Raw genomic sequence first — 16,468 nt, 5'->3', positions numbered from 1 at the left:
TTCAGCTGATCAACCCGATCGCAATGGAAGAAGGTCTGCGTTTCGCAATCCGTGAAGGCGGTCGTACCGTCGGCGCTGGTGTTGTGGCCAAGATCATCGAGTAAGAAATGAATGACGCGGCGATCTTCGGATCGCCGTAGTTAATTCATGTAGTGGTAGTGCAATCGTAGGGGCGTAGCTCAATTGGCAGAGTGACGGTCTCCAAAACCGTAGGTTGGGGGTTCGAGGCCCTCCGCCCCTGCCACCGAATTCTGGTGCAGGGTACCGAAAGCAAAAAAGTATGTCTAATCAACCCGTACAAACTGTAAGCGCGTCAGGCGACAAGGCAAAGGTCGCGCTGGCGATTTTTGCTGCAATCGCGGGCGTTGTTGGTTTTTATGTTTTGTCGGACAAGGCAACAGCGATTCGTGCTGCTGCTTTGGTTGGTGGTTTGGTTGTGGCGGTTGCGATTGCGTGGACGTCCACGCCGGGTCGCGATTTCCTCAACTTCTCTAAAGAAGCTGTTCGTGAGACCAAAAAGGTTGTCTGGCCAACGCGTCGCGAAGCATTGCAGATGACTGCAATCGTTTTCGGTTTTGTGGTGGTAATGGCGATTTTTCTGTGGGGTACGGACAAGCTGCTCGAAGTTGTGTTGTATGACCTGATTTTGGGCTGGAAAAGATAATGAGCGATTCTATTCAGGATGATGCAAAAGACGGCGCCGCGGGCGCCGCTGCTACTGCAGCATCTACAAGCAAGAAGCGCTGGTACGTCGTGCACGCATACTCCGGTATGGAAAAAAGTGTGCAGCGCGCATTGCTGGAGCGCGTAGCGCGTGCTGGCATGGAAGATCAGTTTGGTCAGATTCTGGTTCCGACTGAAGAAGTCATTGAAGTAAAAAACGGCCACAAGTCGGTTAGCGAACGTCGTTTCTTCCCGGGCTATGTCCTGGTTGAGATGGAAATGACGGATGAAACCTGGCACTTGGTCAAGAACACCAATAAAGTCACCGGCTTTATTGGTGGCAAGTCGAACAAGCCGACGCCGATTCCGCCGCATGAAGTCGATAAGATCATGCAGCAAATGCAGGATGGCGTCGAAAAACCGCGTCCAAAAGTGCTGTATGAAGTCGGCGAAATGGTGCGTATCAAGGATGGTCCGTTTACCGATTTCAACGGCAACGTCGAAGAAGTCAATTACGAGAAATCCAAAGTGCGCGTCTCGGTCACGATTTTTGGCCGCGCCACGCCAGTCGAGCTCGAGTTCGGTCAGGTCGAAAAAGTTTAAGCGCAGATTGTGGCGTGACGGATCGAATGATCTGTCGAACGCAATGGCAGTACCAAGAGGAGCCTTAGTAGTGTGTCGCAAGACGGCGAAAGGGCGCTACCACTCAAACCAATGTAGGAGCCATCATGGCCAAAAAAATCATTGGCTTTATCAAGCTGCAAGTTCCAGCTGGTAAGGCAAACCCATCCCCTCCAATCGGCCCGGCACTGGGTCAGCGTGGTCTGAACATCATGGAATTCTGCAAGGCATTCAATGCGCAGACCCAAGGTGTCGAGCCAGGCATGCCGATTCCTGTCGTGATCACCGCATTCGCCGACAAGTCCTTCACGTTCGTGATGAAGACGCCACCGGCAACGTACCTGATCAAGAAGCATTCGGGCGTGCAAAAAGGTTCGGCCAAGCCGCATACCGACAAGGTTGGCAAGCTGACGCGTGCGCAAGCTGAAGAAATCGCTAAATTGAAAGGCCCGGATCTGACCGCGGCCGACCTCGAAGCTGCAGTGCGTACCATCGCTGGTTCCGCTCGCTCGATGGGTATCACGGTGGAGGGTCTGTAACATGGCTAAGCTGTCCAAACGCGCTAAGGCAATCAAGGCAAAAGTTGATCGCATCAAGGCATATCCATTCGACAGCGCTGTTGCGTTGATCAAGGAATGCGCAACCGCTAAATTCGACGAATCGATTGATATCTCGGTTCAGCTCGGCGTTGATCCTAAGAAGTCGGATCAGGTTGTGCGCGGTTCCGTTGTGCTGCCAGCTGGTACCGGCAAAACCGTTCGCGTTGCTGTGTTTGCTTCGGGCGACAAGGCTGAGCAAGCGAAAGCTGCTGGTGCAGACATCGTCGGCATGGAAGATCTGGCTGACCAGATCAAGGCAGGTAACATGCCTTTCGACATCGTCATCGCTTCGCCAGACACCATGCGTATCGTTGGTACGCTCGGTCAGATTCTTGGCCCACGCGGCATGATGCCGAATCCGAAAGTCGGTACCGTTACGCCTGACGTCGCAACCGCTGTCAAAAACGCAAAAGCAGGTCAGGTTCAGTACCGTACCGACAAGGCAGGCATCATTCACGCCACCATCGGTCGCAAATCGTTCTCGGACGACGCGCTGAAATCGAATCTGTTGGCACTGATCGACGCATTGAACAAAGCCAAGCCAGCATCGAGCAAAGGCGTTTACCTGCGCAAGGTTTCGCTGTCCTCGACGATGGGCGCAGGCGTGCGTGTTGATCAGGCGACGCTGTCGGCTTAATCACTGAATCAAGTCCTGCTGCTTCGGCGGCAGGCGCATCTTTGGGCTGGACCTGTTTTGGTAGTAGTCGGGCAGGTTCAGGCAATCAAAGACCGTTGGGCGGCGCACATGCAGTTTGATGTGCAAAGGTAAACGTCGAATCGGCAACGATCGATACCCAGCGCAGATGGTGACCCCGAACAAGTTTTGCAGTCTCTTTCGCTGGTTCTCCAGTACGGAACTCCTAACTTCGGACGCCGTGTTCGAACAGATGCAAGGCAGGCAATCAATCATGGTTGTGCAATTGCCGAACATCATTTTTGGAGGTTGAATCTTGCTCAATCTGAATGACAAAAAGGCCGTAGTCGCCGAAATCTCTGCCAAAGTTGCATCGGCACAGACCATCGTCGTGGCTGAATATCGTGGCATCCAGGTTGGTCACTTGACTCAACTGCGCGCCAAAGCGCGTGCCGAAGGCGTGTACCTGCGCGTATTGAAAAATACGCTTGCTCGTCGCGCTGTTGAAGGCACCGCATTTGCCCCGCTCGCTTCTGAATTGACCGGTCCGCTGATCTACTCGATCTCGGATGACGCTGTTGCTGCAGCCAAAGTTCTCAACGACTTTGCTAAAACCAACGACAAACTGGTCATCAAAGCAGGTAACTACGCAGGCAAGTCGCTGGATAAAGCGGCTGTTGCAGCGTTGGCAAATATTCCTAGCCGTGAAGTCCTGCTGGCCCAAGTTCTGGGCATGATGCTGGTTCCGGTTGCGAGCTTTACGCGTGGTCTGGCTGCTCTTGCTGCTAAAAAGTCTGAAGGCGATGCGCCTGCAGCTGCAGCACCAGCGGCCGAATCGACCGAAGCAGCAGCGGAGTAATCGGGCAGCCGCAATAGCGGCTCTCGCGCTGTGTTTCGACGTATTCGCGTCAGTACCAATCAGATGTAATTATTGAAAAATTAGGAGTTTCAAATGGCAATTAGCAAAGACGACATCCTGGAAGCCGTAGGCAACCTGACGGTTCTGGAACTGAATGACCTGGTCAAGGCATTCGAAGAAAAATTCGGCGTATCCGCTGCTGCAATGGCTGCTCCAGCAGCTGGCGGCGCAGCTGGCGGCGCAGCTGCTGCTGAAGAGCAAACCGAATTCAACGTTGTTCTGACCGAAGTCGGCGCAAACAAAGTTGGCGTCATTAAAGCGGTTCGCGAAATCACCGGTCTGGGCCTGAAAGAAGCCAAAGATCTGGTTGACGGTGCACCGAAGCCAGTTAAGGAAGGCCTGCCAAAAGCAGACGCAGAAGCAGCCAAGAAAAAACTGGAAGAAGCTGGCGCGAAAGCAGATCTCAAGTAATCGAGATTTTGTTCGCGCTGACTTTCAGCGTAAGAGCCAAAGCGCGGAACCATTCGAAAGAATGGTTCGGCTTTGGCTCCTTGTCGTTTTTGTATTTTTGGGTTCCGAAAGCGGGTTTCTCCAAAGTCGGGTATCCTTGTAGGTTCGTTCAAAGGGCAGAGACTTGAGGTTTCTATGTGTCAAATTGCATTCGTGCAAGCTGGCCATCGTGATCCGAATCCTGAATTCTCTATCCTTCCCCTGTCACTCACGGAGTGTCCATGCACTACTCATTTACTGAGAAGAAGCGCATTCGCAAATCGTTTGCGAAACGCGCCAACGTCCACAACGTTCCGTTCCTGCTTGCAACCCAGCTTGAGTCCTACGAAAGCTTCCTGCAGGAAAATGTTATCGCGTCTCAGCGCAAGAACGAAGGTTTGCAGTCTGCCTTTACCTCGATTTTCCCTATCGTGTCGCACAATGGTTTTGCGCGTCTCGAATTCCTGTCGTACGTTTTAGGCGATCCGCCGTTCAATATCAAGGAATGCCAACAACGTGGTTTGACGTACGCGTCGCCGCTGCGTGCAAAAGTGCGTCTGGTGATTCTGGATAAGGAGTCGCCAACCAAGCCGGTCGTCAAGGAAATGAAAGAGCAGGAAGTCTACATGGGCGAACTGCCGCTCATGACGTCGACCGGTTCGTTCGTGATTAACGGTACCGAGCGTGTGATTGTTTCCCAGTTGCACCGTTCGCCAGGTGTGTTCTTCGAACATGACCGCGGCAAGACGCATTCGTCGGGCAAGCTGCTGTTCTCGGCACGTATCATTCCTTACCGTGGCTCGTGGCTTGACTACGAGTTCGATCCGAAAGACATCCTGTTCTTCCGTGTCGACCGCCGCCGCAAGATGCCTGTCACGATTCTGTTGAAGGCAATCGGCATGACGCCGGAACAGATCCTCGAAAACTTCTTTGTTTTCGATGACTTCAAACTGCACGCCGATGGCGCTGAAATGGCGTTCGTTGCCGAACGTCTGCGTGGCGAAGTCGCACGTTTCGACATCACCGACAAGTCCGGCAAAGTCATGGTTGCCAAGGACAAACGCATCAACAGCAAGCACGTGCGTGATATCGAGTCCGCAGGCATCAAGCACATCTCCGTGCCGGAAGACTACCTGCTGGGTCGCGTCCTGGCCAAGAACATTGTCGATGGCGATACCGGCGAGGTGATTGCCAACGCCAATGATGAGTTGACCGAAGAAACGCTGGCACGCCTGCGCGAAGCTGGCATCGAAACCATCCAGACCTTGTACACCAACGATCTTGATCAAGGCGCTTACATCTCGCAAACCTTGCGCATGGATGACACCGCAGACCAGATGGCTGCGCGTGTTGCGATCTATCGCATGATGCGTCCTGGCGAACCGCCAACCGAAGATTCGGTTGAGGCGCTGTTCAACGGCTTGTTCTACAACGCTGACCGTTACGATCTGTCGTCGGTTGGTCGTATGAAGTTCAACCGTCGTATCGGTCGCGATGAGCTGACGGGTGACATGACCTTGTCGAACGACGACATCCTGGCTGTGATCAAGATTCTGGTTGAGCTGCGCAATGGTCGTGGCGAAGTCGACGATATCGATCACTTGGGTAACCGTCGCGTGCGTTGTGTCGGCGAACTGGCGGAAAATCAGTTCCGCGCAGGTCTGGTGCGTGTCGAACGTGCCGTTAAAGAGCGTCTGGGTCAGGCAGAAGCTGACAATCTGATGCCGCACGATCTGATCAACTCCAAGCCGATTTCGGCAGCAATCCGTGAATTCTTCGGTTCGTCGCAGTTGTCGCAATTTATGGATCAAACCAATCCATTGTCGGAAATTACGCACAAGCGTCGTGTCTCCGCCTTGGGCCCTGGTGGTCTGACCCGCGAACGCGCCGGCTTTGAAGTCCGCGACGTGCATCCGACCCACTACGGCCGTGTATGCCCGATCGAAACGCCTGAAGGTCCGAACATTGGTCTGATCAACTCGCTCGCGCTGTATGCGCGTCTGAACGAGTACGGCTTCCTGGAAACGCCTTACCGCAAGGTTGAAGGCAGCAAGGTGACCAACCAGATCGATTATCTGTCCGCCATTGAAGAAGGTCGTTACATCATCGCGCAGGCGAATGCGACGATCGACAACTCCGGCAAGCTGTCGGATGAGCTGGTGTCGGCACGTGAAGCGGGTGAAACCATTCTGGTCTCGCCAGAGCGCGTTCAGTACATGGACGTGGCGCCAGGTCAGGTTGTTTCGGTTGCAGCATCGCTGATTCCGTTCCTCGAGCACGATGATGCGAACCGTGCGCTGATGGGTGCCAACATGCAACGTCAGGCGGTGCCTTGCTTGCGTCCGGAAAAAGCATTCGTCGGTACCGGTATCGAACGCACCGTTGCAGTTGACTCGGGTACCACCGTGCAAGCATTGCGTGGCGGTGTGGTTGACTACATCGATGCAGGCCGTGTCGTGATTCGTGTCAATGACGATGAAGCACAGGCTGGCGAAGTCGGTGTCGATATCTACAACCTGATCAAGTACACCCGTTCGAATCAGAACACCAACATCAACCAGCGTCCTATCGTGCAAGTTGGCGATCGCGTTGCAAAACATGACGTCATCGCGGACGGCGCATCGACAGACCTGGGCGAATTGGCTCTGGGTCAGAACATGCTGGTCGCGTTCATGCCATGGAATGGTTACAACTTCGAAGATTCGATTCTGATCTCCGAAAAAGTGGTGGCAGACGATCGTTATACCTCGATTCATATCGAAGAGTTGTCGGTTGTTGCACGTGATACCAAGCTGGGTGCAGAAGAAATCACCCGTGATATCTCCAATCTGGCTGAAAACCAGCTGGCGCGTCTGGATGAATCCGGTATCGTCTACATCGGCGCTGAAGTCACCGCTGGCGACACGCTGGTCGGTAAAGTGACGCCAAAAGGCGAAACCCAACTGACGCCAGAAGAAAAACTGCTGCGCGCGATCTTCGGTGAAAAAGCGTCCGACGTGAAAGATACGTCGCTGCGCGTGCCTTCCGGCATGGTGGGTACAGTCATTGATGTGCAAGTCTTCACGCGTGAAGGCATTCAGCGCGACAAGCGTGCACAGCAGATCATTGACGATGAGCTGCAACGCTATCGCCTCGACCTGAACGATCAGTTGCGTATTGTTGAAGGCGATGCCTTCCAGCGTCTGGAAAAGATGCTGATCGGTAAAGTTGTCAACGGCGGTCCGAAGAAAATCGCCAAAGGCGCCAAGATCACCAAGGAATATCTGGACGATCTGGACAAGTACCACTGGTTCGATATCCGTCCTTCGGACGACGCATCGGCAAACGCACTCGAAGCGATCAAGGAATCGATCGCCGAGAAGCGTCACCAGTTCGATCTGGCCTTTGAAGAAAAGCGCAAGAAGCTGACGCAAGGCGATGAGTTGCCACCAGGCGTTCAGAAGATGGTCAAGGTTTACCTCGCGGTCAAACGTCGCCTGCAGCCTGGCGACAAGATGGCAGGTCGTCACGGTAACAAGGGTGTGGTTTCGCGCATCGTGCCGATCGAAGACATGCCATACATGGCCGACGGTACGCCAGCTGACGTCGTGCTGAACCCGTTGGGCGTTCCTTCGCGTATGAACGTCGGTCAGGTTCTGGAAGTCCACCTGGGCTGGGCTGCTAAGGGTCTGGGCCTGCGTATCGGCGAAATGCTGAACGCACATGCCAAGGCAACCGAACTGCGCAAGTTCCTGACCACGATCTATAACGAATCGGGTAAATCGGAAGAAATCGACAAGTTCTCCGACGAGGAAGTGCTGGCGCTGGCCAACAATCTCAAGCATGGCGTGCCGTTTGCAACGCCTGTGTTTGACGGTGCACACGAAGAAGAAATTCGTCGCATGCTGGACCTGGCTTATCCGGATGACATCGCCAAGAACCTTGGCATGACGCCGTCAAAAAACCAGGTCACGATGTACGATGGTCGTACCGGTGAAGCTTTCGAGCGTACCGTTACGGTCGGCTACATGCACATGCTCAAACTGCACCATCTGGTCGATGACAAGATGCATGCACGTTCGACCGGTCCTTACTCGCTGGTTACGCAGCAGCCACTCGGCGGTAAAGCGCAGTTCGGTGGTCAGCGCTTCGGTGAGATGGAAGTCTGGGCACTGGAAGCATACGGCGCATCGTACGTGCTGCAAGAGATGCTGACCGTGAAGTCCGATGACGTGAATGGCCGTACCAAAGTGTACGAGAACCTCGTCAAGGGCGATCACGTGATCGATGCCGGCATGCCGGAATCCTTCAACGTTCTCGTGAAGGAAATCCGCTCCCTGGGTATCGATATCGATCTCGAGCGCGACTGATCGTAAGGAAAGCGAAGCGATGGAAACGTCGCTTCGCTTTGCGCGTTTCAGACAAGCGCCGCTTCGGCGCTTTAAAAGAGTTAGCAGTAAAAGTTTTAGTATTCAGCAGCAAGCAGTTCGGAAACGTCAGCTGTCCCGGTATCTGCGGAACTCTGCCTCTACGGCTCAGCTCTCCCGCAGATGCGAACAGGGTCTTCAAGCAGTCTGGCGCGACCACCTCGTCTACATCAGCGTTTTTCACGCCAACTGGAGTGATACATGAAAGCACTGCTCGATTTATTCAAGCAAGTTCAGCAAAACGAACAATTCGACGCGATCAAGATTGGTCTGGCGTCCCCTGAGAAAATCCGTTCGTGGTCCTACGGCGAAGTCAAAAAGCCGGAAACCATCAACTATCGTACCTTCAAGCCTGAGCGCGACGGTCTGTTCTGCGCCAAGATTTTCGGGCCTATCAAGGATTACGAATGCCTGTGCGGCAAGTACAAACGCCTGAAGCATCGTGGCGTCATCTGTGAAAAATGCGGCGTTGAAGTCACGCTGGCCAAGGTGCGTCGTGAGCGCATGGGCCATATCGAACTGGCATCGCCAACCGCACACATCTGGTTCCTGAAATCGCTGCCATCGCGTCTGGGTATGGTCCTCGACATGACGCTGCGTGATATCGAACGCGTTCTGTATTTTGAAGCCTACGTTGTGACCGATCCTGGCATGACCCCGCTGAAAAAATGCCAGATCATGTCCGAAGACGACTATGCGGCCAAATACGAAGAATTCGGCGATGACTTCACCGCATTCATGGGCGCGGAAGGTATCCGTGAGCTGCTGCGTTCGATCGACATCGACCGTGATGCAGAAACCCTGCGTCAAGAACTCAAGGATTCCAAGTCGGAAGCCAAGATCAAGAAATACGCCAAGCGCCTGAAAGTGCTTGAAGCGTTCCAGCGTTCGGGCATCAAGCCTGACTGGATGATCATGGAAGTGCTGCCAGTGCTGCCGCCAGAGCTGCGTCCACTGGTGCCACTGGATGGCGGTCGTTTTGCGACCTCCGATCTGAATGATCTGTATCGTCGCGTCATCAACCGTAACAATCGTCTGAAGCGCCTGATGGAATTGCGCGCACCAGAGATCATTACGCGTAATGAAAAGCGCATGCTGCAAGAAGCAGTCGATTCGCTGCTGGATAACGGCCGTCGCGGTAAAGCGATGACCGGCGCCAACAAGCGTCCGCTGAAATCGCTGGCAGAAATGATCAAAGGCAAGGGCGGTCGTTTCCGTCAAAACTTGCTGGGTAAACGTGTCGACTACTCCGGTCGTTCAGTGATCGTGGTTGGTCCACAGCTCAAACTGCATCAGTGCGGTCTGCCTAAGCTGATGGCGCTGGAACTGTTCAAGCCATTCATCTTCAACAAGCTGGAATTGATGGGTCTCGCGACCACCATCAAGGCAGCGAAGAAGCTGGTTGAAATCCAAGAGCCAGTCGTCTGGGACATCCTGGAAGACGTGATCCGTGAACATCCGGTCATGTTGAACCGTGCGCCAACGCTGCACCGTCTTGGTATTCAAGCGTTTGAGCCAGTTCTGATCGAAGGCAAGGCAATTCAATTGCACCCGCTGGTCTGTGCGGCGTTCAACGCCGACTTCGACGGCGATCAGATGGCGGTTCACGTTCCACTATCGATCGAAGCACAGATGGAAGCACGCACGCTGATGCTGGCGTCGAACAACATCCTGTTCCCATCGAACGGCGAACCATCGATCGTTCCGTCGCAAGATATCGTGCTGGGTCTGTACTACGCAACGCGTGAACAGATCAACGGCAAGGGCGAAGGCATGCTTTTCCCAGACGTGTCGGAAGTCATTCGTGCCTACGACAACAAGGAAGTCGAGCTGACCTCGCGCATCACGGTGCGTATTACCGAGTATCCGAAAAATGCGGAAACCGGCGAATTCGAAAAAACCGTTACCCGTTATGAAACCACGGTTGGTCGCGCCATCCTGTCGGAAATCCTGCCGAAAGGTCTGCCATTCAGCGTGCTGAACCGCGCGTTGAAGAAGAAAGAGATTTCGCGTCTGATCAATCTGTCGTTCCGAAAGTGCGGTCTGCGTGCCACAGTCGTGTTTGCCGACCAGTTGCTGCAATCGGGCTTCCGTCTTGCAACGCGCGCTGGCATCTCGATCTGTGTGGACGACATGCTGGTGCCGCCACAAAAAGTCGACATCATTGCGACCGCGGAAAGCGAAGTCAAACAGATCGAACAGCAATACGCTTCGGGTCTGGTTACCGCTGGCGAGCGTTACAACAAGGTTGTTGATATCTGGGGCAAGGCTGGCGATGACGTCGGCAAGGCCATGATGGATCAATTGAAAGTGGAAGATGTCGTCAAGCGTGATGGCAGCAAATCCACGCAGGAATCGTTCAACGCGATTTACATGATGGCCGACTCCGGTGCTCGCGGTTCTGCAGCACAGATTCGTCAGTTGGCAGGTATGCGTGGTCTGATGGCGAAACCAGACGGTTCGATCATCGAAACACCGATCACCGCGAACTTCCGCGAAGGTCTGAACGTGTTGCAGTACTTCATTTCGACTCACGGTGCACGTAAAGGTCTGGCTGATACCGCGCTGAAAACGGCAAACTCGGGTTACCTGACGCGTCGTCTGGTCGACGTGACGCAGGATCTGGTCGTGATCGAAGACGATTGCGGTACCTCGAACGGCGCATCGATGAAAGCGCTGGTTGAAGGTGGTGAAGTGATCGAAGCACTGCGTGACCGTATCCTCGGTCGCGTTGCTGCAACCGACATCATCAATCCTGAAACGCAGGCAACGCTGTATGAAGCCGGCACCTTGCTCAACGAAGACATGGTCGAAGAGATCGAGCAACTTGGTATCGACGAAGTCAAAGTCCGCACGCCACTGACCTGCGATACGCGCTTTGGTCTGTGCGCACAGTGCTATGGTCGCGATCTGGGTCGCGGTATGCTGGTCAATGCCGGTGAAGCAGTCGGTGTGGTAGCAGCGCAATCGATCGGTGAGCCTGGCACCCAGCTGACCATGCGTACCTTCCACATCGGTGGTGCAGCATCGCGTGCAGCCGTGGCTTCGTCGGTGGAAGCCAAATCGAACGGTACGGTTCGCTTCACGGCAACCATGCGTTACGTCACCAATGGTAAAGGCGGCCAGATCGTCATTTCCCGTTCGGGCGAAGTCCTGATCACGGACGATATCGGTCGTGAGCGTGAACGTCACAAAGTGCCATATGGCGCAACCCTGATCGTTCAGGACGGCATGGTCATCAAGGCGGGCACACCGCTGGCAACATGGGATCCGCTGACCCGTCCGATCATCACCGAGTACGCTGGTACCGTGAAGTTCGAAAACGTCGAAGAAGGCGTAACCGTTGCACGTCAGATCGACGAAGTGACCGGTCTGTCGACGCTGGTTGTGATCGATGCGAAACGTCGCGGTTCGACCACCAAATCGGTACGTCCGCAGGTCAAGCTGCTCAACGAGCAAGGTGAAGAAGTCAAGATCGCCGGCACCGAGCATGCAGTGACCATCGGCTTCCAGGTGGGTGCGCTGATCACCGTGAAAGACGGTCAGCAAGTGAGCGTTGGTGAAGTGCTGGCGCGTATTCCGACCGAATCGCAGAAAACCCGTGACATTACCGGTGGTCTGCCGCGCGTTGCCGAGCTGTTCGAAGCACGTTCGCCAAAAGACGCCGGCATGCTGGCCGAAGTGACGGGTACCGTTGCATTCGGTAAGGAAACCAAAGGTAAGCAGCGCCTGGAAATCACCGACATGGACGGCAACAAGCACGAGTTCCTGATCACCAAGGACAAGCAAGTGCTGGTGCACGACGGCCAGGTTGTGAACAAGGGCGAGATGATTGTGGACGGTCCGGCCGATCCGCAAGACATTCTGCGCCTGCTGGGTATCGAAGCGCTGGCGCGTTACATCGTCGACGAAGTGCAGGACGTCTACCGTCTGCAAGGCGTGAAGATCAACGACAAGCACATCGAAGTCATCGTGCGTCAGATGCTGCGCCGCGTTCAGGTGGTTGAGCCGGGTGATACCAGCTACATCACGGGTGAGCAGGTTGAGCGCTCCGAGTTGCTGGACGAAAACGATCGCGTGACTGCCGAGAACAAGATCCCTGCAACGTACGAAAACGTGTTGCTGGGTATCACCAAGGCATCGCTGTCGACCGATTCGTTCATTTCGGCTGCATCGTTCCAGGAAACGACCCGTGTCCTGACCGAAGCGGCGATCATGGGCAAGAAAGACGGTCTGCGTGGTCTGAAGGAAAACGTCATCGTCGGTCGCCTGATCCCTGCCGGTACCGGTTTGGCATTCCATCGTGCCCGCAAAGAGAAGGAAACGTGGGAAGCAGAAGAACGTCAGGCACTGCTGCAATCGGAAAAAGCGGCGCGTGCTGCGGAAGCCGAAGCGCATTTCGCCGACGTATCCAGCATCCCGGACAGCGATACCGACGCATCCTGATCACGCTGGTTTTAATAAAACCAGGCAGGAATCAGAAAAAGGCACCGAATTTCGGTGCCTTTTTTATTACGACGCTTAATGTGAGTGCTTGCTACCAATTTAGTAGCCGGATAGATGCGCATGGCGTATTTGCAACGCTGCTTGTTTACTTGGCGAGATAGTTGACGCTCTTGCGCATGAGGGATATACTCGCGAGTTCTCGATTTTAGGCTCTGCTGGGCTTAAGCGTTCTTTGGTCTGCTTTTCTGCACTCTCCTTGCGCGCTTCTTCCTTCATGGCTCCCGGTCGAGCCGCGCGTAGAATTCCATTCTTCCGCATGATTTCCCGAGGCTTCGAACAACCGTTTTCGAGGCCGTATTATTAATGTAGTAATTAAGCTGGATAGAGATCGATGCCAACTATCAATCAACTGATTCGCCAGCCGCGTGTCTCCGCACGCGTCAAGAGCAAATCGCCGGCGCTGGAAAACAGCCCGCAAAAACGTGGCGTTTGCACCCGCGTTTACACCACGACTCCTAAGAAGCCTAACTCGGCGCTTCGTAAGGTCGCCAAAGTTCGCCTGACCACACAGTGTCGTGCTGCTGCGCGGCGGTCGTGTGAAGGATTTGCCGGGTGTGCGTTATCACATGGTTCGCGGCGCACTGGATACCCAGGGCGTGAAAGATCGTAAGCAAGCACGTTCGAAGTACGGTGCGAAGCGCGCGAAAGCTGCCAAGAAGTAATAAGTCGTTTTCTGCAGTCTCTGCGGAATAAAGGGTCGGTCCCGAATGGGCCGAGTAAGTGGGTGATTATGATGATCGTCCGCGAGTCGGTGGCAAAAAAGCTGCTGCTCAACTGAAGATTGAAAAGGAATCGAAATGCCACGTCGTCGTGAAGTCCCGAAACGGGAAATTTTGCCAGATCCAAAATTCGGCAATGTTGATGTTGCTAAATTCGTTAATGTATTGATGTTGTCCGGCAAGAAATCGGTTGCTGAAAACATCATCTACGGTGCGTTTGAGCAAATCCAGGCCAAATCCGGCAAAGATCCGCTGGAAGTGTTCGCTGCTGCAATCAACAACTGCAAGCCACTGGTTGAAGTAAAGTCGCGCCGTGTTGGTGGTGCGAACTACCAGGTGCCAGTTGAAGTGCGTCCAGTTCGCCGTATGGCACTGTCGATGCGCTGGTTGCGTGAAGCTGCAAACAAGCGTAGCGAAAAATCCATGCCATTGCGTTTGGCTGGTGAGTTGATGGAAGCGGCAGAAAGCCGCGGTGGCGCGATGAAAAAGCGCGATGAAGTTCACCGCATGGCTGAAGCGAACAAGGCGTTCTCGCACTTCCGCTTCTAATAGATTGGGTAAATGTGTGTGCTTTCAGCATGCACTTGCCTTATATGTAATTTGTTCGAGGCCGGGCACATTGTAAAAATGGCGCTCGGTTTTGTTCATTAAAACGAATTAGGATTAACTATGGCCCGCAAGACCCCCATTGAGCGCTACCGTAACATTGGTATTTCTGCTCACATTGATGCTGGTAAAACCACCACCACTGAGCGCGTTCTGTTCTACACCGGTGTGAACCACAAAATCGGTGAAGTGCATGATGGCGCTGCAACCATGGACTGGATGGAGCAGGAACAAGAGCGCGGCATCACGATTACGTCTGCTGCGACGACCTGCTACTGGAAGGGCATGGCAAACAACTTCCCTGCGCACCACATCAACATCATCGACACCCCGGGCCACGTCGACTTCACGATTGAAGTTGAGCGTTCGATGCGTGTTCTCGACGGTGCCTGCATGGTTTACTGTGCAGTTGGTGGCGTGCAGCCGCAGTCGGAAACCGTTTGGCGCCAAGCAAACAAGTACAAGGTTCCACGTCTGGCATTCGTCAACAAGATGGATCGTACTGGCGCGAACTTCTTCAAGGTCTACGATCAGATGCGTGCGCGTCTGAAGGCTAACCCTGTGCCTATGCAAGTGCCTATCGGCGCAGAAGAAAATTTCGCTGGTGTGATCGATCTGGTCAAGATGAAGGCGATCATCTGGGATGACGCATCGCAAGGTATGAAGTTCGACTACCAGGACATCCCTGCGAATCTGGTCGATGAAGCGCAAAAATGGCGTGAAAACATGGTCGAAGCAGCCGCCGAAGCATCGGAAGAGCTGATGAACAAATACCTGGAAGATGGTGACCTGAGCGAAGCTGACATCAAGGCAGCAATTCGTCAGCGCACGATCGCGGGTGAGCTGGTTCCAATGATGTGCGGTACCGCGTTCAAGAACAAAGGCGTGCAAGCGATGTTGGACGGCGTGATTGAATACCTGCCGTCGCCTGTCGATATTCCACCAGTTCCTGGTGTGGACGAAGACGAAGAGCCAGTCGTGCGTGAAGCAAAAGACGACGAGAAATTTTCGGCGTTGGCATTCAAGATTGCAACCGATCCATTCGTTGGTCAATTGTGCTTCATTCGTTGCTACTCGGGCACCCTGAACTCGGGCGATACCGTTCTGAATTCCGTTAAAGGCAAGAAGGAGCGTATCGGCCGTATCGTTCAGATGCACGCGAACCAACGTGAAGAAATCAAGGAAATGCTGGCAGGTGATATCGCCGCAATCGTTGGTCTGAAAGACACGACGACCGGTGACACGCTGTGCGATGACAAGGCTGTTGTTGTTCTCGAGCGCATGGTCTTCCCTGAGCCAGTGATCTCGCAAGCTGTTGAGCCAAAAACCAAGGCTGACCAGGAAAAAATGGGTCTGGCACTGAACCGTCTGGCTGCAGAAGATCCATCGTTCCGCGTACGTACCGACGAAGAATCGGGTCAAACGATTATCGCTGGTATGGGTGAGTTGCACCTCGACATTATCGTCGATCGCATGAAGCGCGAATTCAACGTGGAAGCGACCGTTGGTAAGCCACAGGTTGCATACCGCGAAACGATCCGCAAGGCAGTTACCGATGTTGAGGGCAAGTTCGTCAAGCAATCCGGTGGTCGTGGTCAGTACGGTCACGCTGTTCTGACGATCGAGCCACAAGAGCCGGGTAAAGGCTTTGAATTCGTCGACGCAATCAAAGGTGGTGTGGTTCCTCGCGAATACATCCCTGCAGTTGAAAAAGGTGTTCGTGAAACGCTGACGTCGGGTGTGTTGGCTGGCTATCCAGTGGTTGACGTCAAAGTTACGCTGACCTTCGGTTCGTACCACGATGTTGACTCGAACGAAAATGCATTCCGCATGGCTGGCTCGATGGCATTCAAGGATGGCTGCCGCAAAGCAAATCCGGTCATTCTTGAGCCAATGATGGCTGTGGAAGTGGAAACGCCGGAAGACTACGCCGGTACCGTGATGGGCGATCTGTCGTCCCGTCGCGGCATGGTGCAAGGTATGGATGAGATTGCTGGCGGTGGTGGCAAGATCATCAAGGCTGAAGTGCCGCTGTCGGAAATGTTTGGTTACTCGACTTCGCTGCGTTCGGCAACCCAAGGCCGTGCAACCTACTCGATGGAATTCAAGCACTACGCTGAAGCGCCTAAGAACGTCATCGATGCAATCGTGACGTCCAAAGCCAAGTAAGTTTGATACCCGCTCCGAGAGGAGTGGGTATGTTGTACACAGTTAAATTCATTGTTTTGATAAACAAATCGTTCTTTTTGAAGGAAGAATAAAATGGCAAAAGGCAAATTCGAGCGGACCAAGCCGCACGTGAATGTGGGCACGATTGGTCACGTTGATCACGGTAAAACCACGCTGACCGCAGCGATCGCAACGGT

The 16,468-nt window shown here is 54.0% G+C and carries 12 protein-coding genes, 1 tRNA gene and 1 pseudogene; all 14 read left to right on the top strand.

The window, feature by feature from the left end:
- Positions 1 to 104 (top strand): EF-Tu C-terminal domain-related protein (locus IEV29_RS15955; RefSeq protein ID WP_507763460.1); only part of this gene is annotated, 104 nt, incomplete at its 5' end.
- 64 nt (positions 105 to 168) lie between these two features.
- Positions 169 to 244: transfer RNA gene (locus IEV29_RS15950), tRNA-Trp, on the top strand.
- Positions 245 to 280: 36 nt separating this feature from the next.
- Positions 281 to 664 carry a preprotein translocase subunit SecE gene (secE, locus tag IEV29_RS15945; protein WP_188382285.1) on the top strand — a complete coding sequence of 128 codons (384 nt, stop codon included), beginning with the start codon at positions 281 to 283 and terminating at the stop codon, positions 662 to 664.
- Positions 664 to 1,266 (top strand): transcription termination/antitermination protein NusG, encoded by a 603-nt coding sequence (gene nusG, locus IEV29_RS15940; RefSeq protein ID WP_188382284.1) that lies wholly within the window; start codon positions 664 to 666, stop codon positions 1,264 to 1,266. Before secE ends, nusG begins: the two co-directional genes overlap by 1 nt.
- Before the next feature lie 125 nt (positions 1,267 to 1,391).
- Complete coding sequence (gene rplK / locus IEV29_RS15935; protein ID WP_188382283.1) at positions 1,392 to 1,823, top strand: 50S ribosomal protein L11; 432 nt, start codon at positions 1,392 to 1,394, stop codon at positions 1,821 to 1,823.
- A 1-nt stretch (position 1,824) separates the two neighbouring features.
- Complete coding sequence (gene rplA, locus IEV29_RS15930) at positions 1,825 to 2,520, top strand: 50S ribosomal protein L1 (protein WP_188382282.1); 696 nt, start codon at positions 1,825 to 1,827, stop codon at positions 2,518 to 2,520.
- A gap of 310 nt (positions 2,521 to 2,830) precedes the next feature.
- A complete protein-coding gene (gene rplJ / locus IEV29_RS15925) occupies positions 2,831 to 3,376 on the top strand; it encodes a 50S ribosomal protein L10 (protein WP_188382286.1) in 546 nt (181 codons plus the stop codon).
- A 93-nt stretch (positions 3,377 to 3,469) separates the two neighbouring features.
- Positions 3,470 to 3,847 carry a 50S ribosomal protein L7/L12 gene (gene rplL / locus IEV29_RS15920; RefSeq protein WP_188382281.1) on the top strand — a complete coding sequence of 126 codons (378 nt, stop codon included), beginning with the start codon at positions 3,470 to 3,472 and terminating at the stop codon, positions 3,845 to 3,847.
- A gap of 260 nt (positions 3,848 to 4,107) precedes the next feature.
- The gene (rpoB, locus tag IEV29_RS15915) at positions 4,108 to 8,214 is read left to right on the top strand and encodes a DNA-directed RNA polymerase subunit beta (RefSeq protein WP_188382280.1); all 4,107 of its coding nucleotides are present in this window, start codon (positions 4,108 to 4,110) and stop codon (positions 8,212 to 8,214) included.
- Between the two features lie 258 nt (positions 8,215 to 8,472).
- Positions 8,473 to 12,717, top strand: a complete 4,245-nt coding sequence (gene rpoC, locus IEV29_RS15910) for a DNA-directed RNA polymerase subunit beta' (RefSeq protein ID WP_188382279.1) — start codon at positions 8,473 to 8,475, stop codon at positions 12,715 to 12,717.
- A 391-nt stretch (positions 12,718 to 13,108) separates the two neighbouring features.
- Positions 13,109 to 13,439: pseudogene (locus IEV29_RS15905) on the top strand (30S ribosomal protein S12).
- Between the two features lie 135 nt (positions 13,440 to 13,574).
- Positions 13,575 to 14,045 (top strand): 30S ribosomal protein S7, encoded by a 471-nt coding sequence (gene rpsG, locus IEV29_RS15900; RefSeq protein WP_188382278.1) that lies wholly within the window; start codon positions 13,575 to 13,577, stop codon positions 14,043 to 14,045.
- Between the two features lie 120 nt (positions 14,046 to 14,165).
- The gene (gene fusA, locus IEV29_RS15895; RefSeq protein ID WP_188382277.1) at positions 14,166 to 16,271 is read left to right on the top strand and encodes an elongation factor G; all 2,106 of its coding nucleotides are present in this window, start codon (positions 14,166 to 14,168) and stop codon (positions 16,269 to 16,271) included.
- Positions 16,272 to 16,364: 93 nt separating this feature from the next.
- Positions 16,365 to 16,468: GTP-binding protein (locus IEV29_RS15890; protein WP_229726451.1), on the top strand; the 104-nt coding region annotated here is incomplete at its 3' end.

It is taken from the genome of Oxalicibacterium faecigallinarum, from assembly GCF_014635705.1.
Classification (GTDB): Bacteria; Pseudomonadota; Gammaproteobacteria; order Burkholderiales; family Burkholderiaceae_D; genus Oxalicibacterium; species Oxalicibacterium faecigallinarum.
This window is presented reverse-complemented; position numbering and strand designations above follow the sequence as displayed.